The sequence below is a fragment of the Streptomyces sp. NPDC041068 genome, assembly GCF_040647455.1.
Lineage (GTDB): Bacteria > Actinomycetota > Actinomycetes > Streptomycetales > Streptomycetaceae > Streptomyces.
Genome location: NZ_JBEZCG010000006.1, coordinates 136,643 through 159,248, shown reverse-complemented (window position 1 = coordinate 159,248; position 22,606 = coordinate 136,643). Strand labels below are relative to the sequence as shown.

21 protein-coding genes are annotated in these 22,606 nt (G+C 69.3%); 10 read left to right on the top strand and 11 right to left on the bottom strand.

From position 1 onward, the window contains the following. Positions 1-39: 39 nt before the first annotated feature. Positions 40-1,203 carry an HpcH/HpaI aldolase/citrate lyase family protein gene (locus tag AB0B50_RS15500; protein WP_362330792.1) on the bottom strand — a complete coding sequence of 388 codons (1,164 nt, stop codon included), beginning with the start codon at positions 1,201-1,203 and terminating at the stop codon, positions 40-42. 247 nt (positions 1,204-1,450) lie between these two features. Between AB0B50_RS15500 and AB0B50_RS15495 the strand changes: the two genes are divergently transcribed. After that, on the top strand, positions 1,451-2,332 hold the full coding sequence (locus AB0B50_RS15495) for a TerD family protein (protein ID WP_362330789.1): 882 nt from the start codon (positions 1,451-1,453) through the stop codon (positions 2,330-2,332). A gap of 31 nt (positions 2,333-2,363) precedes the next feature. On the opposite strand, the gene AB0B50_RS15490 is transcribed toward AB0B50_RS15495, so the two are convergent. The 6 genes from AB0B50_RS15490 to AB0B50_RS15465 all read right to left on the bottom strand — a co-directional run bounded on the left by AB0B50_RS15490 (position 2,364) and on the right by AB0B50_RS15465 (position 6,988). After that, complete coding sequence (locus AB0B50_RS15490) at positions 2,364-3,104, bottom strand: Tellurium resistance (RefSeq protein WP_362330786.1); 741 nt, start codon at positions 3,102-3,104, stop codon at positions 2,364-2,366. A gap of 157 nt (positions 3,105-3,261) precedes the next feature. Further along, complete coding sequence (locus AB0B50_RS15485; RefSeq protein WP_362330783.1) at positions 3,262-4,407, bottom strand: DUF475 domain-containing protein; 1,146 nt, start codon at positions 4,405-4,407, stop codon at positions 3,262-3,264. Between the two features lie 64 nt (positions 4,408-4,471). Beyond that, positions 4,472-5,047 (bottom strand): TerD family protein, encoded by a 576-nt coding sequence (locus AB0B50_RS15480; RefSeq protein WP_362331607.1) that lies wholly within the window; start codon positions 5,045-5,047, stop codon positions 4,472-4,474. A 130-nt stretch (positions 5,048-5,177) separates the two neighbouring features. Continuing rightward, a complete protein-coding gene (locus AB0B50_RS15475; RefSeq protein ID WP_362330780.1) occupies positions 5,178-5,753 on the bottom strand; it encodes a TerD family protein in 576 nt (191 codons plus the stop codon). 140 nt (positions 5,754-5,893) lie between these two features. Continuing rightward, positions 5,894-6,361: a peroxiredoxin gene (locus AB0B50_RS15470; RefSeq protein ID WP_362330777.1), complete on the bottom strand. Its 468-nt coding sequence runs from the start codon at positions 6,359-6,361 to the stop codon at positions 5,894-5,896. Between the two features lie 195 nt (positions 6,362-6,556). Further along, positions 6,557-6,988 (bottom strand): DUF3052 domain-containing protein, encoded by a 432-nt coding sequence (locus AB0B50_RS15465; RefSeq protein WP_362330775.1) that lies wholly within the window; start codon positions 6,986-6,988, stop codon positions 6,557-6,559. A 368-nt stretch (positions 6,989-7,356) separates the two neighbouring features. On the opposite strand from AB0B50_RS15465, the gene aceE reads away from it, so the two are divergent. After that, the gene (aceE, locus tag AB0B50_RS15460) at positions 7,357-10,089 is read left to right on the top strand and encodes a pyruvate dehydrogenase (acetyl-transferring), homodimeric type (protein WP_362330772.1); all 2,733 of its coding nucleotides are present in this window, start codon (positions 7,357-7,359) and stop codon (positions 10,087-10,089) included. Between the two features lie 161 nt (positions 10,090-10,250). Next, positions 10,251-11,087, top strand: a complete 837-nt coding sequence (locus tag AB0B50_RS15455) for a potassium channel family protein (RefSeq protein ID WP_362330769.1) — start codon at positions 10,251-10,253, stop codon at positions 11,085-11,087. A gap of 57 nt (positions 11,088-11,144) precedes the next feature. Here AB0B50_RS15455 and AB0B50_RS15450 read toward each other — a convergent pair whose 3' ends face one another. The 3 genes from AB0B50_RS15450 to AB0B50_RS15440 all read right to left on the bottom strand — a co-directional run bounded on the left by AB0B50_RS15450 (position 11,145) and on the right by AB0B50_RS15440 (position 13,634). Then, complete coding sequence (locus AB0B50_RS15450; RefSeq protein WP_362330766.1) at positions 11,145-11,426, bottom strand: small hydrophobic protein; 282 nt, start codon at positions 11,424-11,426, stop codon at positions 11,145-11,147. Further along, the gene (locus AB0B50_RS15445; protein ID WP_362330763.1) at positions 11,427-11,789 is read right to left on the bottom strand and encodes a peptidase inhibitor family I36 protein; all 363 of its coding nucleotides are present in this window, start codon (positions 11,787-11,789) and stop codon (positions 11,427-11,429) included. A gap of 234 nt (positions 11,790-12,023) precedes the next feature. Continuing rightward, the gene (locus AB0B50_RS15440) at positions 12,024-13,634 is read right to left on the bottom strand and encodes an MFS transporter (RefSeq protein ID WP_362330760.1); all 1,611 of its coding nucleotides are present in this window, start codon (positions 13,632-13,634) and stop codon (positions 12,024-12,026) included. 135 nt (positions 13,635-13,769) lie between these two features. Between AB0B50_RS15440 and AB0B50_RS15435 the strand changes: the two genes are divergently transcribed. The 7 genes from AB0B50_RS15435 to AB0B50_RS15405 all read left to right on the top strand — a co-directional run bounded on the left by AB0B50_RS15435 (position 13,770) and on the right by AB0B50_RS15405 (position 21,573). Beyond that, positions 13,770-14,474: a TetR family transcriptional regulator gene (locus tag AB0B50_RS15435; protein ID WP_362331604.1), complete on the top strand. Its 705-nt coding sequence runs from the start codon at positions 13,770-13,772 to the stop codon at positions 14,472-14,474. A gap of 233 nt (positions 14,475-14,707) precedes the next feature. Further along, positions 14,708-15,919 carry an alpha/beta hydrolase gene (locus AB0B50_RS15430; RefSeq protein WP_362330757.1) on the top strand — a complete coding sequence of 404 codons (1,212 nt, stop codon included), beginning with the start codon at positions 14,708-14,710 and terminating at the stop codon, positions 15,917-15,919. A 75-nt stretch (positions 15,920-15,994) separates the two neighbouring features. Next, entirely contained in the window at positions 15,995-16,882 is an 888-nt protein-coding gene (locus AB0B50_RS15425) for a DUF4429 domain-containing protein (protein ID WP_362330754.1), read from the top strand. A 119-nt stretch (positions 16,883-17,001) separates the two neighbouring features. Further along, entirely contained in the window at positions 17,002-18,366 is a 1,365-nt protein-coding gene (locus AB0B50_RS15420) for a sensor histidine kinase (RefSeq protein ID WP_362330752.1), read from the top strand. Next, entirely contained in the window at positions 18,363-19,040 is a 678-nt protein-coding gene (locus tag AB0B50_RS15415; protein WP_362330750.1) for a response regulator transcription factor, read from the top strand. Before AB0B50_RS15420 ends, AB0B50_RS15415 begins: the two co-directional genes overlap by 4 nt. A 146-nt stretch (positions 19,041-19,186) precedes the next feature. Further along, positions 19,187-20,350, top strand: a complete 1,164-nt coding sequence (locus AB0B50_RS15410) for an alpha/beta hydrolase (protein WP_362330747.1) — start codon at positions 19,187-19,189, stop codon at positions 20,348-20,350. Then, the gene (locus tag AB0B50_RS15405) at positions 20,347-21,573 is read left to right on the top strand and encodes an acyltransferase (protein WP_362330745.1); all 1,227 of its coding nucleotides are present in this window, start codon (positions 20,347-20,349) and stop codon (positions 21,571-21,573) included. Before AB0B50_RS15410 ends, AB0B50_RS15405 begins: the two co-directional genes overlap by 4 nt. A gap of 88 nt (positions 21,574-21,661) precedes the next feature. Here the strand turns inward: AB0B50_RS15405 and AB0B50_RS15400 are convergent, their stop codons facing one another. Further along, positions 21,662-22,603 carry an aldo/keto reductase gene (locus tag AB0B50_RS15400; protein WP_362331601.1) on the bottom strand — a complete coding sequence of 314 codons (942 nt, stop codon included), beginning with the start codon at positions 22,601-22,603 and terminating at the stop codon, positions 21,662-21,664. Positions 22,604-22,606: the final 3 nt, after the last annotated feature.

Genomic DNA, 22,606 nt, shown 5'->3' with positions numbered 1-22,606 from the left:
TTCCTCATGTTCGTCTTGTTCATCGGCCGGGAATCTCCATCAGCCGGGCAGCCCGGCGGTGAGCAGCTCCACGAAGCCGACGTCCTCCCTGGCGACGCCGAAGACCTCGGCGCGCCGCAGGGTCCGCTCGGCCCAGGCGCGGTGCGGCTTCACCTCGTTCATCTTGTTCGTGTACGAGGAGCGCAGGACCCCGCCGCCGCCCCGCTCGGGACGCAGGATGTCCTCGGCGTCGCTGAACTCCTCGTGGCTGACCACGGAGAGGGCGTGCACGGGCAGGACGTGGGAGGGGTGGATGCAGGTCTTGCCGAGCAGGCCGTTGGCGCGGTCGAGCTCGATCTCGCGGAGCAGGCCGTCCATGTCGTGCTCGATGAGGGCCTGGCGCAGTTCGTCGGCCCTGCCCTCCAGGAAGGGGCTGCGGCGCAGCTGCGGCTTGAACATCCGCTCCTGGACGCGGAAGTACTCCCACACGGGTCCGGTCACGGTGAATCCCGTGCCGTCGGCCCTGCCGAGGACGTTCACGACGTCGGCGATGACGGAGGCGACGATCTGTACGTCGTACGCGGTCATGTCCGGCGGCCTGCGCAGTCCGTACGCGGAGCAGAAGTCGGTGACGCCGAGGCGCAGCGCGAGCACCCGGTCGCGGTACTTGTCGACGGTGCGGGCTATCCCGGCCAGGGTCTCGGCGCGGCTCTCCAGGTGCAGCAGCTCGGGGGACTCCAGGACGGGCATGGCGAAGAGCCGTCGCCCGCCGGGCAGGTCCGAGGCCGCCAGCGCCTCCAGGAACGGAACACCGCGTTCCTCGGTGAACTTGGGGAGTACGAATCCGGACAACAGCCGGACGTCGGAGCCGAGCCTGCGGACCAGGTCGGGTATCTGCTCGGCGGCGCGGACCCGGATGAAGAGCAGGGGCGGCTCCACGCCCCGGCCCGCCAGGTCGGCGAACTGCCGGACCAGGTTCTCCTCGGCGGCCGTGACCTCGGCGTCGTCGATGGAATCCTCCAGGCAGAGCACCATGGAGACGACGCCGCGCCCGGCCTGCTTGAGGATGTCGTCGGCGAGGCGGGGGCGGGTGGCCGGGCTGTAGAGCGTGGCTCCCAGAGCGGCCGCGAGCAGATGGGGCGGGGAGTCCGCGGTGAAGGCACACGGCTCCCTGTGGAAGAGGCGTTGCCGCACCTCTGGGGCGATGTGCCCGAAATGACGCATGAGATTCCCCTGCTATCGCCTGTTTCGTCGACGTGGGCCGTTCGGATGTGGCCGGTAATAGTACGTAGAGACGGGTGCCGGGGGTTCCCTCCGGGCATGAACTTCAGGTAACCCGGCCATGTCGTACACGCACACCACACAACCGTCGCACGCTCGCACCACCCGCAGGTCAGGCGCCTGCCGACGCGACCGGGACCTTGGGCCCCCCGCGTTGTCCCGTCCTGACGGGGGAAGGCAGGATGACCGCATGACGCACGCGATGTTGAAGGGGTCGAACGTCCCTCTCGAAGCCTCGGCCGTCCGCGCCGTGCTGCGCTGGACCCCGGGCCAGGGCGTCCCCGACGTCGACGCGTCGGCGCTGCTCCTCGGCGGCGACGGCCGCGTCCGGTCCGACGAGGACTTCGTCTTCTACAACCAGCCGCGCCACCCCGCGGGCAAGGTCTGGCGGCTCGGCAAGAAGCGGGTCGCCGAGGGCCTGACCGACACGATTCAGACGGATCTGGCGGGCATGGACCCGGCGGTGAGCCGAGTGCTCCTGGCCGCTTCGGCGGAGGGCGTCCCCTTCGAGCACGTACCCGCGCTGCGGATCCTGCTGTACGACGCCGCGCTCGCCGACGCCGAGCCGCTCGCCTACTTCGACATCACTCCGCAGACCGGCGAGGAGACGGCGCTGATCTGCGGGGAGCTCTACCGCCGCGGCGAGGGCTGGAAGTTCCGCGCGCTCGGTGAGGGGTACTCCAACGGCCTGGAGGGTCTCGCCTCCGACTTCGGGATCTCGGTGGACGACTCGGACTCCGCGTCGCCCGAGCCCGCACCGCCGGCCTCCACCTCCTTCCCGCTGCCGCCCCAGCAGCCCGTACCGCAGCAGCCCGTGGCCCAGCCGTCCGTCGCGCAGCACGCCCCGCAGTCGGCCCCCCGGCCCGCGTACGGCTATCCGCCCGAGCCGCCCCGCCATCCGGCGCCCCAGCCCGCGTACGGCTACCCTCCGGCGGCGCCCACGCAGCCCGCCCCGATCGCGCATCCCGCCCCGGTCGCCCAGCCTTCGTACGGCTATCCGCAGCCGGTGGCCCCGATGCCCGACCCGAACTTCCGGCTGCCCCCGCAGGGGCCGCAGTTCCTGTCCCGCTGAGGGGCCTGCCCGGCCCGGCGGGGGCACGGGATCAGCCCACCTTGGTCTTGTAGCCGCGGCCCCACTGCAGGCCCCAGCCGTAGAGCCGGTCGAGCTCGGCCTGGAAGCCGTAGACGAACTTCACCTCGCGGCGCACGATCAGCTCGTCCTTGATGTTCTCGATGGAGACCACCGCGCACGAGCGGGCCTGCGGCTGGCGCTCGTCCAGGTCGATCTCGACCCGCGGGCCGTTGCTGGGGTAGAGCGTGACCTTGGCGTGCGTGCGGTCGAAGGCGGGCGTCTGGTCGTAGATGTACGCGAAGACCAGGAGCCGCTTGATGGACTCGCGGTGGTCGAGGTTCACGTAGATCGTCTCGCCCGACGGCGAGCCGAACCGGTCGTCGCCGCTCAGCTTCACGTACGGCGGCGCGTTGAGGCTCCCGAAGAAGCTGCCGAGCGGCTGGACGACGCCCTTGGTGCCGTCCATCAGCTCGTACAGGCAGCCGATGTCGAGGTCGACGTTGACCACGCCCTGGGTGTGCGCCTGCACCACGTCGGGCTGGAACATCTTGAAGGGGTGCCTCAGCAGGCTGCCGCGATTGCGCTGCTTGCCGATGAGGTCGGACGTACGCATCTGCCAGGACAGGTTGACCCGCAGATTGCCGGTGGCCGCGCCCTGTTTGGTGAGCGAGACCGTCGGGTTCCGTTTGGTCAGTTCGATGGAGTTCGTCGCCGCGCTGCCCGATGCGAACTCCGTCGACCGGCCACGCCACAGACCGTCCCAGAAGGACATTCCGCCCCCAAGTGCCCTTGTGCCACGTACGAATACGGACGGGGCGACCCTGAGGACATCTCCTCGAAGGCCGCCCCGCACAGAGCGTTCCTCACCCTGGCCGCCGTCACACTCCGGAATGCGGAATCGGACAGGTCGGCGAGGGATTCAGTCAGCGTCAGACCCCGGACGACACCTCAGACTTCTCGTCCGACCCCGCTTTTCCCTCGGCCGCCGCCAGCGCACGGTTGCGGCGCACGGACGAGAAGAAGGACCAGGCGATCAGAAGGACACCGATGGAGCCGGTGATGACCTCGTGGATCTCGTACTGGATGGTGACCAGGAGGATCGCGGCGAGGGCGCCGATCGCGTAGTGCGCGCCGTGCTCCAGGTAGACGTAGTCGTCGAGGGTGCCCTGGCGGACCAGGTAGACCGTGAGCGACCGGACGTACATGGCGCCGATGCCGAGGCCGAGCGCCATCAGGACGATGTCGTTGGTGATCGCGAAGGCGCCGATGACACCGTCGAAGGAGAAGGACGCGTCCAGGACCTCGAGGTAGAGGAACATGAAGAACGCGGCCTTGCCGGCCATCGCCATGCCGGTGTTCTTCTTGCCGGTGCGCTTGGCCTCTTCCTCGGCCTCGTGCTCGCGCTCCTCGTCCTCCTCCAGCTTGTTCTCGAAGTAACCGGAGAGTCCGCCCACCACGAGATAGGTGATCAGACCCGCGATACCGGAGATGAGGACGGTCTGCGCCTTGTCCACATGCGCGCCGCCGTGCTGGTGGGCGTTGGTGGCGAAGGTCATCGAGGTGACCATCAGGACGATCAGCGCGATGCAGACCGACAGCATGTCGACCTTGCCGAGCTTGGCGAGCGGGCGCTCGATCCAGCCGAGCCACTTGATGTCACGGTCCTCGAAGATGAAGTCGAGGAAGATCATCAGCAGGAACATGCCACCGAAGGCGGCGATCGACGGGTGGGCGTCGGTCACCAGCTGCTGGTACTGGTCCTTGTCGGTCATCGCCAGGTCGACGGCCTCGATGGGCCCGATCTTGGCGCTGATGGCCACGATGACGACAGGGAAGACCAGCCGCATGCCGAACACGGCGATGAGAATGCCGATGGTGAGGAAGATCTTCTGCCAGAAGGCATTCATCTTCTTCAGGATTCCGGCGTTGACCACGGCGTTGTCGAAGGACACCGAGATCTCGAGGATGGACAGGATCGCCACGACCCCGAAGCCGGTCCACCCTCCGTAGAACACCGCCGCGACCAGACCGAGCGCGGTGACCGCGAACGACCAGCCGAAGGTTTTCAGAAGCACTGGCTACCCAATCGTGTGTGTACGGGCTCCCGTGTAGCGGTCTCCCCCGCGCCGGTCCCCGGCTTTAAGAAACGTTGACCCCGAAGTCTAGAGCGATGCCGCGCAGGCCCGACGCGTACCCCTGTCCGACCGCACGGAACTTCCACTCGCCCCCGTACCGGTAGACCTCGCCGAAGATCATCGCGGTCTCCGTCGAGGCGTCCTCGCTGAGGTCGTAGCGCGCGAGTTCCTGGCCGTCCGCCTGGTTCACGACGCGGATGAACGCGTTGCTGACCTGACCGAAGGTCTGCCCCCTGTTGTCCGCCTCGTGGATCGAGACGGGGAAGATGATCTTGTCGCAGTTGACCGGCACCTTGGAGAGGTCGATCAGGACCGACTCGTCGTCGCCATCACCCTCACCGGTGAGGTTGTCGCCGGTGTGCTCGACGGAGCCGTCGGGGCTCTTGAGGTTGTTGTAGAAGACGAACCACTCGTCGCCGAGGACCCTGCCCGCGTTGCACAGCAGCGCGCTGGCGTCGAGGTCGAAGGGGGCGCCGGTGGTGGAGCGCGCGTCCCAGCCGAGCCCGACGAGGACCTGGGTGAGATTGGGTGCGGCCTTGGAGAGGGAGACGTTGCCTCCCTTGGCGAGCGTGACGCCCATGGTGATGGTCCTCCCCGAGGTGACGAGAGCAGAAGTTCCCATGGTGCGGGAACAAGAGGTGATGAGCACGTCCGGCGCCGCACGGGTGTGTGTGCGGCGCCGGACGACGGGGCTAAGGGGCGAACTCGGCTCAGACGTTGACGCCGAAGTCCTGCGCGATGCCGCGCAGACCCGAGGCGTAGCCCTGGCCGACCGCGCGGAACTTCCACTCGGCGCCGTGGCGGTACAGCTCGCCGAAGACCATCGCGGTCTCCGTCGAGGCGTCCTCGGACAGGTCGTACCGCGCGATCTCCGCACCGCCCGCCTGGTTCACGACGCGGATGAACGCGTTGCGGACCTGGCCGAACGACTGCTGACGCGTCTCGGCGTCGTAGATCGAGACGGGGAAGACGATCTTCTCGACGTCGGCGGGCACCGCGGCGAGGTCGACCTTGATCGCCTCGTCGTCGCCCTCGCCCTCACCGGTGGTGTTGTCACCGGTGTGCTCGACGGAGCCGTCGGGGCTCTTCAGGTTGTTGAAGAATACGAAGTTCTGGTCGTTGCTGACCTTGCCCTCCGCGTTCGTCAGGATCGCGCTGGCGTCGAGGTCGAAGTCCGTACCGGTGGTGGTGCGGACGTCCCAGCCCAGGCCGACCAGAACCGCGGTCAGGCCCGGCGCCTCCTTGCTCAGCGATACGTTGCCGCCCTTGCTGAGGCTGACTCCCACGAGTCCTCCCAATTGGTGTCCAGGGGCGGGGAGCCCCAAGCGTTGCGTTGCCATCGGATCAACGTGTGGATCCTAGTGACCGGTTCCCGACCGCCACAGGCTCTGCACCTGAAGAATCACAGGGTGTCACCCCTGAGGAATCACAGGGTCTCCAGGGCCTTGACGTACTCGTTCAGGTCGCGGGCGTCCGGCAGGGCGTTGACGACGCTCCAGCGCACCACGCCCTCCTTGTCGATGATGAAGGTGCCGCGCACCGCGCAGCCCTTTTCCTCGTCGAAGACGCCGTACGCGCGCGAGACCTCGCCGTGCGGCCAGAAGTCGGAGACCAGCGGGTACTCCAGGCCCTCCTGCTCGGCGAAGACGCGCAGGGTGTGGATGGAGTCGTTGGAGACGGCGAGGAGCTGGGTGTCGTCGTTGACGAACTTCGGCAGCTCGTCGCGGAGCGCGCACAGCTCGCCGGTGCACACGCCGGTGAACGCGAACGGGTAGAAGAGCAGCACCACGTTCTTCTCGCCGCGGAAGTCGGAGAGCTTCACGGTCCGGCCGTGGTTGTCCTTCAGCTCGAATTCCGGGGCCTTGGTGCCGGTCGCGATTCCAGCGAGCGCCATGAGATACGCATCCCTTCGACGGTGCCCCTCGGGTGGGGCTGTTCGGGTGACTCCACCCTACGTCCGCATGCGTGAGGCCCCTCGCCGACACAGGTCGGCGAGGGGCCTCGAAGCGCCCCGTCCAGGGGCGCGGGGAACTGCGCGATCAACCACAACGGACCCGCAGAACGAAAACCCGCGCCCCAAAGCGGAGCGTCACCGCTTCTTGGCGGCCGCCTTCGGCGTGATCAGACGGCTGCCGCTCCAGTCCTTGCCGGCGTTGACGCTCTTGGTCGCCGACAGGCCGGCCGTGGTGGCGGCCTCGCCGATCTCGCTCGGCTCGACATAGCCGTCGCGCCCGGTCTTCGGAGTCAGCAGCAGGATCGAGCCGCCCTCCTCCATGTACGCGATGGCGTCCACCAACGCATCAGTCAGGTCCCCGTCGTCCTCACGGAACCAGAGCACCACGGCGTCAGCCACGTCGTCGTAGTCCTCGTCGACGAGCTCTGTGCCAGTGGCCTCCTCGATGGCCTCGCGGAGCTCCTGGTCGACGTCGTCGTCGTAGCCGATCTCCTGGACCACCTGGTCGGGCTGGAAACCAAGCCTTACGGCAAGGTTCGTCTCCGCGTGGTCCGCGGTCGCGCTCACGGATTGCCTCCTGATCATGTTTTTGGGAATGCCTGTCAGCCACGCGCGTGCGCGGGGCGTTGGCCGTAGTCCACACGGGCGGGACGGATCGCGCAAGTACCCGGCCGCCGAGACCGCCGAAACGGTGACGTTCCCGGCCGTGTCGACGCAACTGTCGCCACATCCGTACGAGGCCGAACGGCTCTGCGAAGCAGCTAGGCAGGATGGGCGTATCGTTGCGATTTGGGCCGAGCCTACCCCAGGGTCGACCGATGAACGTCTCGGTTACCTATCGGTAGAGATGACGTTTGCGTCCACGCGGTACACGATGGGGAGCGGTGCACGGCCAGGCATAACCCAGGCGAAAGCCCCAACAGCGAAGGAACAGCGTGGCTTCCGGATCCGATCGCAACCCGATCATCATTGGCGGCCTGCCGAGTCAGGTCCCGGACTTCGATCCCGAAGAGACCCAGGAGTGGCTCGACTCCCTCGATGCCGCGGTCGACGAACGCGGCCGTGAGCGGGCCCGCTACCTGATGCTCCGGCTGATCGAGCGCGCACGCGAGAAGCGTGTCGCCGTGCCCGAAATGCGCAGTACGGACTACGTCAACACGATCGCGACCAAGGACGAGCCGTTCTTCCCCGGCAACGAGGAGATCGAGCGCAAGGTCCTCAACGCGACCCGCTGGAACGCCGCGGTCATGGTCTCCCGCGCCCAGCGCCCCGGCATCGGCGTCGGCGGCCACATCGCCACCTTCGCCTCCTCCGCCTCCCTCTACGACGTGGGCTTCAACCACTTCTTCCGCGGCAAGGACGAGGGCGACGGCGGCGACCAGATCTTCTTCCAGGGGCACGCGTCCCCCGGTATCTACGCCCGCGCCTTCCTCCTGGACCGGCTCTCCGAGCAGCAGCTCGACGCGTTCCGCCAGGAGAAGTCCAAGGCACCCAACGGCCTCTCGTCGTATCCGCACCCGCGCCTGATGCCGGACTTCTGGGAGTTCCCGACTGTCTCCATGGGCCTCGGCCCGCTCGGCGCGATCTTCCAGGCGCGCATGAACCGCTACATGGAGGCGCGCGACATCGCCGACACCTCCAAGTCGCACGTCTGGGCGTTCCTCGGCGACGGCGAGATGGACGAGCCCGAGTCGCTCGGCCAGCTCTCCATCGCCGCCCGTGAGGGCCTGGACAACCTCACCTTCGTCGTCAACTGCAACCTGCAGCGCCTCGACGGCCCGGTGCGCGGCAACGGCAAGATCATCCAGGAGCTGGAGTCGCAGTTCCGCGGCGCCGGCTGGAACGTCATCAAGCTGGTCTGGGACCGCAGTTGGGACCCGCTGCTCGCGCAGGACCGCGACGGCATCCTGGTCAACAAGCTGAACACCACGCCCGACGGCCAGTTCCAGACGTACGCCACCGAGACCGGCTCCTACATCCGCGACCACTTCTTCGGCGACGACCACCGGCTGCGCGCCATGGTCGAGAACATGACCGACGACCAGATCCTCCACCTGGGCCGCGGCGGTCACGACCACAAGAAGATCTTCGCCGCGTTCTCGGCGGCCAAGGCCCACAAGGGCCAGCCGACGGTGATCCTCGCCCAGACGGTCAAGGGCTGGACCCTCGGCCCGAACTTCGAGGGCCGCAACGCCACGCACCAGATGAAGAAGCTGACGGTCGACGACCTCAAGGGCTTCCGCGACCGTCTGCACATCCCGATCACGGACAAGCAGCTGGAGGACGGCGCCCCGCCGTACTACCACCCGGGCCGCGACTCCGAAGAGATCCAGTACATGCACGACCGCCGCAAGGGCCTCGGCGGCTACGTCCCGACCCGCGTCGTGCGCTCGAAGCCGCTGCAGCTCCCCGAGGACAAGACGTACGCGACCGCGAAGAAGGGCTCGGGCCAGCAGTCGATCGCCACCACCATGGCGTTCGTCCGCATCCTGAAGGACCTCATGCGGGACAAGGAGATCGGCAAGCGCTTCGTGCTGATCGCCCCCGATGAGTACCGCACCTTCGGCATGGACGCGTTCTTCCCGAGCGCGAAGATCTACAACCCGCTCGGCCAGCAGTACGAGGCCGTGGACCGCGACCTCCTCCTCGCGTACAAGGAGTCGCCGACGGGCCAGATGCTGCACGACGGCATCTCCGAGGCGGGCTGCACGGCGTCCCTCATCGCCGCCGGTTCGGCGTACGCGACCCACGGCGAGCCGCTCATCCCCGTGTACGTCTTCTACTCGATGTTTGGTTTCCAGCGCACCGGCGACCAGTTCTGGCAGATGGCCGACCAGCTCGCGCGCGGTTTCGTCCTCGGCGCGACCGCCGGCCGCACGACGCTGACCGGCGAGGGCCTGCAGCACGCGGACGGCCACTCGCAGCTGCTCGCCTCGACCAACCCGGGCTGCGTCGCCTACGACCCGGCCTTCGGCTACGAGATCGCGCACATCGTCAAGGACGGCCTGCGCCGGATGTACGGCCCCGACAGCGAGGACGTCTTCTACTACCTCACCGTCTACAACGAGCCCATCCAGCACCCGGCCGAGCCTGCCGACGTGGACGTCGACGGCATCCTCAAGGGCATCTACCGCTTCAAGTCCGGTGAGCAGGGCGCCATTCCGGCCCAGATCATCGCGTCCGGCGTCGCGGTGCCGTGGGCGGTCGAGGCCCAGCAGATCCTCGCCTCGGAGTGGAACGTCAAGGCGGACATCTGGTCGGCCACCTCCTGGAACGAGCTGCGCCGCGAGGCCGTGGACGTGGAGCGCCACAACCTCCTGCACCCCGAGGAGGAGCAGCGCGTCCCGTACGTCACGCAGAAGCTGACCGGCGCGGAAGGCCCGTTCGTGGCCGTCTCCGACTGGATGCGGAGCGTTCCCGACCAGATCTCCCGCTGGGTGCCCGGCACGTACCAGTCGCTGGGCGCGGACGGCTTCGGCTTCGCCGACACCCGCGGCGCCGCCCGCCGCTACTTCCACATCGACGCGCAGTCGATCGTCGTGGCGGTGCTGACCGAACTGGCCCGTGAGGGCAAGGTCGACCGCTCCGTCCTGAAGCAGGCGATCGACCGCTACCAGCTCCTCGACGTCACGGCCGCCGACCCGGGCGCGGCCGGTGGCGACGCGTAACGTCACGGGGCGCTTCACGAGGCGCGCCAGATATCGCGCCTGATATCGCGCCTGATATCGCGCCTGATATCGCCCCTCATACGGACTGGAGGGCGGCGGGACCAGGGTCCCGTCGCCCTTCGGCGTTTTCCACGGTGCCCTGCGTTTTCTACGATGCGCCCATGAAGGAACTACCGGCACAGATCCGTTGGGAGCGGCGCACCCAACGCCCGCTTCTCGCGCTCGCGGTGGCGTTCGCCGTCGCCTACGCCGTGCCGATCGTGATGCCTGATGCCAGCAGGACCGTGACGAGGACCTGCACGCTGGTGGAGTGGGTCGTCTGGGGCTCGTTCGCTGTCGACTACGTGGTGCGTCTCCTCCTCACCGATCACCGCAGACGGTTCGTCCGCACGCACTGGCTCGACCTGTGCGCCGTGATCCTTCCGATGCTTCAGCCGCTGCGGTTGCTGCGGCTCGTCTCCACGCTGATGCTCGTCGGCCGACGGGCCCGGATGGCGTCGCAGATCAAGCTGACGACGTATGTGGCGGGCTCGGTGGTGGGTCTGTTGATGTTCGGCTCCCTGGCGGTGCTCTCCGTGGAGCGGGACTCACCGAACGGGAACATCAAGACACTTGGCGATGCGGTGTGGTGGTCCTTCACCACGATGACGACCGTCGGCTACGGCGATCACGCACCGACGACGGGCCTCGGCAGGGTGCTCGCGGTCGGGCTGATGCTGTCGGGCATCGCGCTCCTCGGTGTCGTCACCGCGAACATCGCGGCGTGGTTCATCGCACGCTTCGAGAAGGACGATGCCGAGGAGCGGCGCCAGACAGCCGCGATCGAGGCGTTGACGGCGGAGGTGCGGGCGCTGCGTGCGCAGGTGACGACTCTGTCTGCGGCGGGCGCGGCCCGGACGTCGGGCTCGGCGCCGATGTCCGGCACGGTGCCCCGCCCCATGGCCGCCGAGAGCGGCGTCGCGGGGACGGAGGCTCTCGGCGGGGCGGGGGCGCCCTGAGGCCGGGACAGAGACAACCCTGGGCTCAGAGCATGCCGCTCGTCGTGGTTGCCCCGGCTATCCATACGTGATTGCCCCGGCTATCCATATGGGTGCGAGGACGGTGTCGATCGCGCCCAGGACGAGGGCGATCAGGGCCGGTACCGGACGGGCACCGGTCCAGCTGCGCCCCGTGCCGAGCCAGCCGCAGACGATCGCTGTCGGGCCGAGGGCTGCACCCAGCACGAAGAAGCCCGCGATCGCGCAGACGAGTCCGACGATCCCCCATGTCGCGCGGTCCGCCCCTTCCCCGAGTTCTCGGGTCAGCCGGTTCGGGCTCGGCTCCGCGAGTACCCCCATTCAGCTTTCCCAGACCTTGAAGGCCCGTACGCGATAAGGCGATTCGGGCGCCCAGGTGCCGCTGCCCGGGTAGGTGTTGAATTCGCCGGTCTCGGCGCACTCCGCCGATTGGTACACGGTGACGGGTCGGCCCGTGCGGTTCGCGAGTGCCTCCGCGCTGCCCCCCTCCGGCAGCGCGGTGCAGCTCTCGATGTCGATGTCCGCCAACTCGTAGACCTGTCGGGCGCCTTGGAACTCCGCCTTCTCCCAGAGGCAGAGCTCACCCGGCCCGCATCCGCGCAGTGTCGGCGGGGCGGCGGCCCCGGCGTGCGCGGGTGTGAGGATCACCGCGGCGAGTGCGACGGCTGTGACGGTTGTGGGCATGGACGTGCGCATGTGGTTCAACCCCCGTGATGTGTGGATCAGTTGTCCGCGTCGTGCGGATCTCCTGTCTGCACTGTGGACCTTCCGACCGGGCCATCGGAAGGGGTACGAATGTGCGTCACCCGGATAGGCGAAAGCCCCCCAGGATGTCCCTGAGGGGCTTTCCCCGATGACCACCGTCCGCCCGGCGTCCGCGGCGGATGCGCGCCGCGGCTCCGGCCGTCGTTCTGCGCCCTAGATGTGGCCCATGCCCGCTCCGGCCTCGGCGTTCTCGCCCCGCTTGGTCAGGAAGGCGATGAAGACCGCGACCACGGCGACGCCGGTGGCGACCAGGCAGGCCATGCCCATGCCGGACATGAACGTGTCGTGCGCGACCGAGGTGATCTGCTCGGCAACCGACGGCGGAGCCTTCGGCGGGACGGGCGCCACACCGACCTGGACGGCCTCGGCCGCCTTGTCCAGGTCGGCGGAGCTGAGCGGCGGAAGCTTCGCGTCGGCCCAGTTGCCGGGCAGGTCGCTGTCGACCTTCGAGGCCATGACGGCACCGAGGACGGCGGTGCCGAGGCTGCCGCCGACCTGCATCGCGGCCTGCTGGAGACCACCGGCGACACCGGAGAGCTCCATGGGCGCGTTGCCCACGATGACTTCGGTCGCGCCGACCATCACCGGGGCGAGGCCGAGGCCGAGGAGCGCGAACCAGACCGCCATGAGGCCGCTGCTCGTGCCCGCCTCCAGCGTGGACATGCCGTACATGGCGATGGCGGTGATCGCCATACCGACCGCCAGCGGGATGCGCGGGCCCGCCTTGGTGATCATCGCGGCCGCCAGCGGCGAACCCACGATCATCATGCCGGTGAGCGGCAGCAGATGCAGACCGCTCTCGACGGGGCTCATCCCGTGCACGTTCTGCAGGTAGAAGGTGACGAAGAACAGCCCGCCCATGAAGGCGATGGCCATGAGCACCATCAGGACCACACCGGCGGACAGCGCCACGGAGCGGAACAGGCCCAGCGGGATGAGCGGTTCCTCGACCTTCGTCTCCCAGACCGCGAAGAGCACGAAGCTCAGTACGGAGGCGGCGATGAACGTCCAGGTCATGCCGTCGCCCCAGCCCCACTTCGGAGCCTTGATGAGCGCCCAGACCAGGCAGAACATGGCCGCCGACAGCAGCGCGATGCCAGGGATGTCGAAGGACCTGGGGGCGTTCTCGGCCCGGTGGTCCTTGAGGATGAACAGGCCGAGCCCGAGGGCGAGGGCGCCGACCGGCACGTTGATGAAGAAGACGGACTGCCAGCTGACGTGCTCGACGAGCAGACCGCCGAGGATCGGGCCGCCGGCGGTGGACGCGCCGATGACCATGCCCCAGATCCCGATGGCCATGTTGAGCTTCTCGGCCGGGAACGAGGCGCGGAGCAGACCGAGCGCCGCCGGCATCAACAGGGCGCCGAACAGGCCCTGGAGGACACGGAAGGCGACCACCAGGCCGATGGTGTCCGACAGCCCGATGGCCCCGGAGGCGGCGGCGAAGCCGACCACGCCGATGAGGTACGTCTGCCGGTGGCCGAAGCGGTCACCCAGCTTGCCCGCGGTGATCAACGAGACGGCGAGGGCGAGGAAGTAGCCGTTGGTGATCCATTGGACGTCCGAGAAGGTCGCGCCGAGGTCCTTCTGGATGGCCGGGTTGGCGATCGCCACGATGGTGCCGTCCAGGGCGACCATCATCACGCCGATCGCGACGGAGAACAGCGTCAGCCAGGGGTGGCCACGGAGCCCCTTGGCCGCGGCCGGAGCGGGCGGGGGCTCTGGTGCCCTGTCCGCCTTGTCGACGGTGGTCTGACTAGTCATGCGTTGAGGTTAGTGTCAGCCACTGACAGTTGACAAACCAATTCACAAGTCGGTAACTGTCACCTGGCTCACAGGTAGGGTGAGCTGGGCCGACGGCGAAAAGAGGACCATGGCGTGAAGGCCAGTCAGCGAGCGATGGGCTCCGCGGAGGCGCAGCGGGAGACCGCTGGGATCACCTCCGGCGAGCCCGCAAGGCCCGGACTGCGCGAGCGCAAGAAGCAGCGCACCCGGGACGCGCTCCTGCGTGCGGCGCTCGAACTCTTCACGACCAAGGGGTACGAGGAGACAACCGTCGACGAGATCGCCGAGGCCGTCGACGTCTCCCAGCGCACGTTCTTCCGCTACTTCGCCAACAAGCAGGAAGCCGCCTTCGCGATCCAGGCGATGGTGGAGGCGCGCTTCGTCGAGGCCCTGCGCGAGCGCCCCGCCCACGAAACCCCGCTGGTCGCCCTGCGCAAGGCCGTCCTCAGCGCGTGGGACGTGATGGGTGAGTCCATCGAGGAGGTCGTCCCCGTCGAACTCCACATGCGCGCCTACCAGATGATCGAATCGACCCCCTCGCTGCTCGCCGCCCATCTGCGCCGCTCCATCGAGACCGAGGACGAGGTCGCGAGGGTGATCGCCGAACGCGAGGGACTGGATCCCGGCGACCCTCGCCCGAGCGTGGCGGTGGCCGCTTTCAGCGGCGTCATGCGGGTCGCGGGGCGACTGTGGGGCGCGGGCGAGGACCTCAGCCTGGAATCGATCCGCGCGATCACCGTGCAATATCTTGAGCACCTGGGGCCCGCACTGGCGGACGACTGGCACGGACACGGACCCCGCCGGAGCGACGCGCACTAACCGAGTCCCCGCACGGCGAGATCACCCAACCCTCGCAATTCGCATGCACGTTGAGCGATGTCACGCATACCGTGAGTGACTCCCACCCCTCTCGCGCCGCGCGTACGCGCCGCCCACAGAGCGTGATGGCGTCACTTCGGATGCGCCCGCTTTGCCTCAATTACCCCTCCAGAAACGTGATCTACCTCACGCGATGCACGGTAGGCATCACGGTTCTCCTAGGGTGTTCCGCAGTGACTTCCTTCGACTCATCCCCCCAACTCAGCGTCTGGCGCGCTCTGCTCGCGCTCGCCGTCGTGTTCGTCATGTTGGCGACCACGGGCTGGACCGCGGTGCGCCACAACAAGGACGCCGCGTCCCCGCTCGATGCCGCTCTCTCCGCCTGGGAGCGGGGAAGCATCGACGGACGGGCACTGCCCGACCCCGACGCTCCCGCCGGCCGCCTCGCCCACTTCTTCGCCTCGCTCGACGTGAAGCAGCGCAACCGTCTGGCCGCCCGCTATCCCCTGGCCGTCGGCAACATGAACGGCGCGCCCGCCAAGCTGCGTTACCGCGCGAACCACATCGCTCTGGGGCAGGCTCGCAAGGTCGAACGCCAGCGCATGCACGACAACCGCCTCTCCCCCGCGGGGCAGCAGGAGGCCGAACGCAGGATGAAGCGGTTCGGGGTCATGATGCGCCCCGGACGTCAGGTCCTCGCCTTCGATCCCATGGGCTCGGGACGCATGGCCGAGGTCTTCGGAGACCTCGACAAGGCCCGCCGGGTCTCGGTCGTGGTCCCCGGTGTCGACACGAACGTGTTGACCTTCGAGCGGACGTTCCGCAAGTACTCGGCGCCGGTGGGCATGGCGAAGTCGCTCTACCAAGCGGAGCGCTCGGTGAAGCCACGCACGCGTACCGCCGTGATCGCCTGGGCCGACTACACCGCGCCCGTCGGTATCGGCGTCGACGCGGCCACGGCCATGCGCGCCGAGGACGGGGCCGTGCGCCTCGACGCCATGGTGCGCGGGCTCCCCGGGCGCACTCCGGTCGCGCTGTACTGCCACAGCTACGGCTCCGTGGTGTGCGGTGTGGCCGCGCGAAGCCTGCCCGCGCGCGTGAGCGACATCGCGGTCGCGGGAAGCCCCGGCATGCGGGCCGACTCCGCCTCGCAGCTGGGGTCGGGGGCCCGGATCTGGGCCACCAGGGACAGCGACGACTGGATTCAGGATGTGCCGTACATGGAGGTCGGCGGGCTCGGCCACGGTGCCGACCCGGTGTCCGGCGCCTTCGGTGCGCGCGTGCTGTCCGCGGCGGGTGCGGTGGGGCACACGGGCTATTTCGAGCCGGGCACGGAGAGCCTGCGCAACTTCGCCGCGATCGGCACTGGTTCGTACCACGGAGTTCAGTGCGCCAGCGGGGGCGACGCCTGCCGGAAGGGTTTTTCCGGCGAGGCCGCGGCCTGACGCGCGTAGAAATCGATGAAACAGCGGCCCGCCGCAGGAGGGACGGAGGCGCGCGTGCCGCCTACGATGAGCCGCATGGGTGACGTACTGGCCGGATTTCATGCCGCCTGGGAGTTCGAGTCCGACTCCGTGCTCATCCGCTTCGAACGGGGAATCCGCACACCGAAGCTCTTCCAGGCGCTCGGTGAACGGCGTATCCCCCTTGAGGCGATCGCAGCGGTGACACTCTCCCCAGGAAAGCGCGGGACCATGGTCCTGCATGCCGTTCCAAGACCGGGCGCCGATCCTCTGATGGAGGCCGCGGCGGGCCAGCTCAAGGACGGCTGCGACCCGTACCGCCTGGTTCTGCCCGCCGAGCGGGAGACGCTCGCGGAGTACTACGCGGACGAGCTGCGGGCACAGATCCCGGGCGAGAGCGAGCCTCCCGACCGCTATCTGGTGGCCGCGCCCGAAGCGCCCCTGCAGTTCAAGGCGTACGACGGCAAGGCCTCCTTCGACGGCAAGCAGGTGTCCTTCCGCTGGTTCTGGACGGGCGCATCGTCGGCGAAGTGGAAGGCCGGCGACCAGAGCTTCCCGGTGACCGACCTGTGCGGCATCGAATGGCGTTCCCCGGAACTGTTCGAGGGCCATCTGCGGCTGCTGCGCCGCGAGACTCCCGTGGCACAGCCCGCCCAGGCCGACCAGGACCCGGCGGCCGTCGTCTTCGGCCTCGGTTACGGCCCGGTCCACGAATCGCTGCCGTTCGCCGCGTCGGTCCTCGCCGCGGTGCGGACGTCGGGCCCGGCCGGCCCTGCCCTGACCGCCGGCGGTACGGGCACCGGCGCCTCGGTGACCCCGGCCGTGCGCCGCGATCCGGCGGACATCGCGGACCGCATCAGACACCTGGGCGAGCTGCACCAGGCGGGTCTGCTCACGGACGAAGAGTTCACGACGAAGAAGGCCGAACTGCTGGCGGAGCTGTGATCCGCGCCGGTCACGTGTGGGGCCCGTGGGGGGGCGCGGGTGATACCTGGGTATGAGGTGCGGTCCGGCTCCCCGGTATGACGTCATGACCGGGGCTTCACGCCTACGCTGATCAGGCCATGAGCAGCACATCGACACCTCACGACCAAGAGCCGCGCCGTCCTGCGCCCCCGCGGGAGGGGCGCGCGGCCGCCCTTCGGCGTGCCGCCGCCGCGATCCTCGACGGCCTGCGGACGGCGGGCACCTCGCTCTCCACACCCGCGGGCCCGGCCGAGCCACTGCTCGCGCACGCGCCCAAACGCTGGGTGCGGATGCTGCCCCTGGTGATCGCGGTGTGCTTCGTCACCGTGCTCATCCCGGTCACCGTCCAAGTCCTGACGAACGACTACGGGGTGGACGGCGGCCTGGCAGGTGCCCTCGGCGTCGCCCAGTCCGCCCCCCTGCTCCTCGCGATCACCCGGCCGCTCCCGGCCTGGTGGATCGTGATCGTCGCGGACGTCTTCGGGGCGATCGCGACGATGGCCGCGGATCCCGGGCGCCCCGCCCCGTGGACCCCCATGATCATCGTGGGGTATCTGGTCCTGTGCTGTGCGCTGTCCCTGCGGGAGAGCCGCCGCACCCTGCTCGTGATCTGGCTGGTCACCGTGGTCGCCGGACTGGTGCTCGGCGCGTTCCGCGGCGAGGGCAGCCAGGACACCAGTGTGCTGCTGATGGTCCTGAGCGGGGCCGTGCTGCTGCTCGGCGCGCTGCTGCGTGAGCGCGGCGACGCCCAGCGCAGGCTCGTCGAGCAGGAGACCATCAGCGAGGCCGAGCGCGCCCAGCGCACCCTTCTCGAGGAACGGGCCCGTATCGCCCGAGAGTTGCACGACGTCGTCGCCCACCACATGTCGGTGATCACCGTGCAGGCGGACTCCGCTCCCTACCGCCTCGAGGGACTTCCCGACGAGGCATGCGAGGAGTTCGGGAGCATAGCGGCGAGCGCCCGGGAGTCCCTCACCGAGATGCGTCGCCTGCTCGCGGTGCTGCGCAGCGAGGGGGCGGACGGCGAGCGGGCGCCCCAGCCTGGCCTCGACCGACTGCCGCACCTGGTCGAGGCCACGGTGCGGGCCGGTATACCGATCGACCTCTCCCGCCCGGAGCTGGCGATCCTCACGCACCTGGCGGATGTGACCCCGGCCGTGGACCTGTCCGCCTACCGCATCGTCCAGGAAGCCCTGTCGAACGTGATGCGCCACGCACCGGGCGCACCCACCAAGATCACAGTCAGCCTGGACGACGAGTTCCTGCTGATCCTCGTGGTCAACGGCCCGTCCAAGGAGCCACCCGCCCCTCTGGAGGGCAGCGGCACGGGCCACGGACTCGTCGGCATGCGCGAGCGCGTACGGTTGGTCGGCGGCACGGTCGACGTCGGGCCGCTGCCCGACGGCGGCTTCCGCGTGGCCGCCCGACTCCCCCTTCTCCCAAAGGACTCCGGCACCGCATGACCATCCGCGTGATCATCGTCGACGACCAGGCCATGGTGCGGGCGGGATTCGCCGCGCTGCTCGCGGCGCAGAGCGACATCGACGTCGTGGGCGAGGCGCCGGACGGCAAACAGGGCGTCGAGGTCAGCCGCAGCACCCATCCCGACGTCGTCCTGATGGACGTCCGCATGCCGGAGATGGACGGACTCGCCGCCGCCCGCGCCCTGTTGGACCCGCCGCCGGGTGTCGTGCACCGGCCGAAGGTGCTCATGCTCACCACCTTCGACGTGGACGACTACGTGTACGAGGCGTTGCGCGCCGGAGCCTCCGGGTTCCTCCTCAAGGACGCACCGCCCGCCGACCTCATCTCCGCCGTACGCGTGGTGGCGGGCGGTGAGGCGTTGCTCGCCCCGTCCGTGACCCGCCGTCTGATCGCGGACTTCGCCAAGCAGCGGACCGCGCCGCGCAAGGACCAGTCGCTCCGGCTCAACGGCCTGACACCGCGTGAGACCGAGGTACTGGTGCTGATCGCGCGCGGCCTGTCCAACCAGGAGATCGCCGAGCGCCTGGTGCTCGCCGAGCAGACGGTCAAGACCCACATCGGGCGTGTGCTCAACAAGTTGGACCTGCGGGACCGCGCCCAAGCCGTGATCTTCGCCTATGAGTCGGGCCTGGTCACCCCCGGCGAGCAGTAGCCCACCCCCTACCTCGGTATCACCACCGCATACCCCGGTATGACCTGAGAGTTGGCTCCGCGGTGTGACGTACCGCCGCACACCGTCTTCCTACCTTTCGCTTCGTCAGGCCACAGAGCGCCACGAAGCGGGGAGGGAGACGGGCCATGCGGCTTCGGTCCTGGAAAGCACGGAGCAAGAGGGCGCTGGTCGCCGCCTCGCTCACCACGACGGTCGTGGCCGGCACGGCGGGCTGGGCCGTCGGCAATGAACAGCAGCCGCTCACCGGCCCACCGCCCGGCACGAGTTCCTGGCGCGCGGACCATGCGTTGGGGGTGCGGCTGCCGGACCCGGCGACCGCTTCCCCCGCCCGGATCGCCGCGTTCTTCGACTCGCTGAGCCCCGCCCAGCGGCATGAGCTGGTGGTGCGCCACCCCTCGGTCGTCGGCAATCTGGACGGCGCCCCCACAGCCCTTCGGTACGAGGCCAACTCCCGCTCCCTGCGCGCCGAGCGGGCCCGTGAAAAGGCCCGGTCGACCGATCCCGACCTCACCCTGCAGGACCACGAGCGGGCGCGCTCACTGGTCGTTCGCTACGACGAACTGCTCGCCCCCGGCCGACAGATATTGGCCTTCGATCCGCGAGGGCGCGGCCAAGTGGCCGAGGTGTACGGGGACTTGGCGAAGGCCGAGCACGTGTCCGTCGTCGTGCCGGGCTCCGACATCGACCTGAGCAACTTCGACCGCACCCACGACGAGTACGGCGCCCCGGCCGGCATGAGCCGCTCCCTGCACAAGGCGGCGGGCGACCGCACCGCCGTGGTGGCCTGGGTGGGATACACCACCCCGGTCGGCATCGGCCCCGACGCCGCCACGGGTCGGCTCGCCGAGGCCGGTGCGCCCCGCCTCGTCCGCTTCACGCAGGGCCTGACGGCATCCGGTGCCCCGCGCCCCGCCGTGTTCTGCCACAGCTACGGCTCAGTGGTGTGCGGCCTGGCCGCTCCACAGCTGCCCGCCTCCGACCTGGTGGTGTTCGGCTCCCCCGGAATGCGGGCGGACAGCGTGGCCGATCTGCACACCACCGCCCGGGTCTGGGCCGCCAAGGACGACAGCGACTGGATCGACAAGGTGCCGAGCGTCGAGCTGTTCGGCCTCGGCCACGGCGAGGACCCCACCTCCCCCGGCTTCGGGGCCCGCCGTGTCCCGGCCGAGCAGGCCGAGGGCCACACCGGCTATCTGGCGCCCGGCACCGACTCCCTGCGCGCCTTCGCCCGCATAGCCGACGGAGACCACTCCCCGAGCGTCAACCGACCCACCGGAGCACGGACATGAGCCTTCCGACCCTGAGCGGACTGCGCGGCACGGCATCCGCCATCGACGCCAAGACCCCCGCCCACCGGGACCGGGCCATAGACGGGCTGCGCGCCCTGGCCCTGCTCGCCGTACCGCTCGGACACTGGCTCCTGGGCGGCTTCACCCTCGACTCGGGCGGCGCCCTGCACAACGCCAGCCCACTGTCCTCGTTCGGCTTCTTCGCACCGCTCAGCTGGGTGCTGCAGATGCTGGGCATCTTCTTCCTCGTGGGCGGCTATGCCTCCACGCTCTCCTACCGCCGAGCCGTGGCGCGCGGGGAGTCGACGGGCAGTTGGCTGCGCGGGCGCCTCGCCAGACTCGGCAGGCCGGTCCTCGGGGTGGCGGCCGTCTGGGCCGCGCTGATCCCGGTGCTGTACGCCCTGGGAGTGCCGGGCACGACACTGCGCACCGGATCCACGCTGGTCATCCAACCCCTGTGGTTCGTGGGGGTCTATACGGTGATCACGGCTCTCACTCCCTGGTGCATACGGTTGGCGGAGCGGATGGGAGGTTGGGCCGCGGTGCCGTTGCTCGGTTCGGTCGCCGTCGTCGACTTCCTTCGGTACGGCCCGTTCGCGGACGCCATGCCCTCCTGGCTGAGCCTGCTGAATCTGCTGCCGGGCTGGATGTTCGCCTATCAACTGGGCGTCAGCTGGGGCGAGAAGAAGCTGGGCAGGCGCGGTGCGTGGCTGCTGCTCGTCGGCGGCACGGCGCTCTTCGCCGCCCTGCTCCTCGCCTTCCACTACCCGGCGTCGATGGTCGGCGTCCCGGGCGAGGCCCGCACGAACTCGCATCCGCCGTCGCTGCTGGTCCTCGCTCTCGCCGCCGCGCAGAGCGGTGCGGCGATCCTGCTGCGGGACCGCATCGGCAGTCTGCTGCGCAGGCCTGCCCTGTGGGCACCGGTGGTCGTGATCAACCTGTCGGCGATGACCATCCTGTGCTGGCACCAGACGGCGCTGCTCACGGCGGCCGTGCCCGGCTCGTTCCTCGGCGCGGTGCCGGGGCTGACCACGAGCCCGGACACCGTCGGGTGGATAGCCGCGCGGATCGCCTGGCTTCCGCTCATCGCGGGGCTGTTGATGCTCATAGGCCGGTACGCCCGCGGCTTCGAGGCCCCCTGGAAGCGGGCGACCCACGCCCGGCGGGCGCTGGCCGGACTCCTGGCGGCGGGCTTCGCGGTCTTCGCCCTGGGACTGGCCTGAGCGAGCGGGCGGTCCGGGCCATCGGTCCCTGCTGCTCGCTCGGGTCCCGGCCCGTCACCCGGGTCCCGGCCCGCCGCGCTGGTTCCGGCTACTCGCGGCCCGCCGAGGTGAAGGTCATGTCGGCGTAGCGGTCGCCCGCCACGTCGGCGGCGATCGGGGCGAGGAGGGCGAGTTCGTCGTCGGAGAGGGTGATGCGGGTGGCCGCGGTGTTCTCCTCGACGCGGGTGCGCCTGCGGGTGCCGGGGATCGGGACGACGGGCAGGCCGTGCGCCGTGGCCTGCTGCTGCACCCAGGCCAGGGCGATCTGTCCGAGGCTCGCGCCGTGGGCGTCGGCGACGGCGCGGACGGGGGCCAGCAGGGCGGCGTTGGCGGCGGCGTTGGTGCCGGTGAAGCGGGGCTGCTGACGGCGGAAGTCGTCCTCGCCGAGTTCCTTGTCGGCGTTGACGAAGGAGCCGGTGAGGAAGCCCCGGCCGAGCGGGGAGTAGGGCACGAGGGCCACGCCCAGGTCGGCTGCGGCGGGGACCACGCCCCGCTCGATGTCGCGGCTGAAGAGCGACCATTCGGACTGGACGGCGGCGATGGGGTGGACGGCGTGCGCGGCGCGCAGTTCGCTGCCGGTGACCTCGCTCAGGCCGAGGTGCTTGACCTTGCCGGCGGCGACGAGTTCGGCGAGTGCACCGACCGTCTCCTCGATGGGCACGTCCGGGTCGCGGCGGTGCATGTAGTAGAGGTCGATGACGTCCGTGCCCAGGCGGCGGAGGCTGGCCTCGACGCTGGAGCGGATATAGGAGGGAGTGTTGTCGACGATCCGCTTCGTCGGGTCGTCCGGGTCGATGGCCAGGGCGAACTTGGTGGCGAGGACGATCTCGTCACGGTGTTCCTTGACAAAAGAAGAGAGGAATTTCTCGTTGTCACCCATGCCGTAGACGTCGGCGGTGTCGTAGAGGGTGACGCCCAGTTCGAGAGCGCGGTCCAGGGTGGCCCTGGCCTCGTCGGCGTCCGTGGGGCCGTAGGCGAAGCTCATGCCCATGCA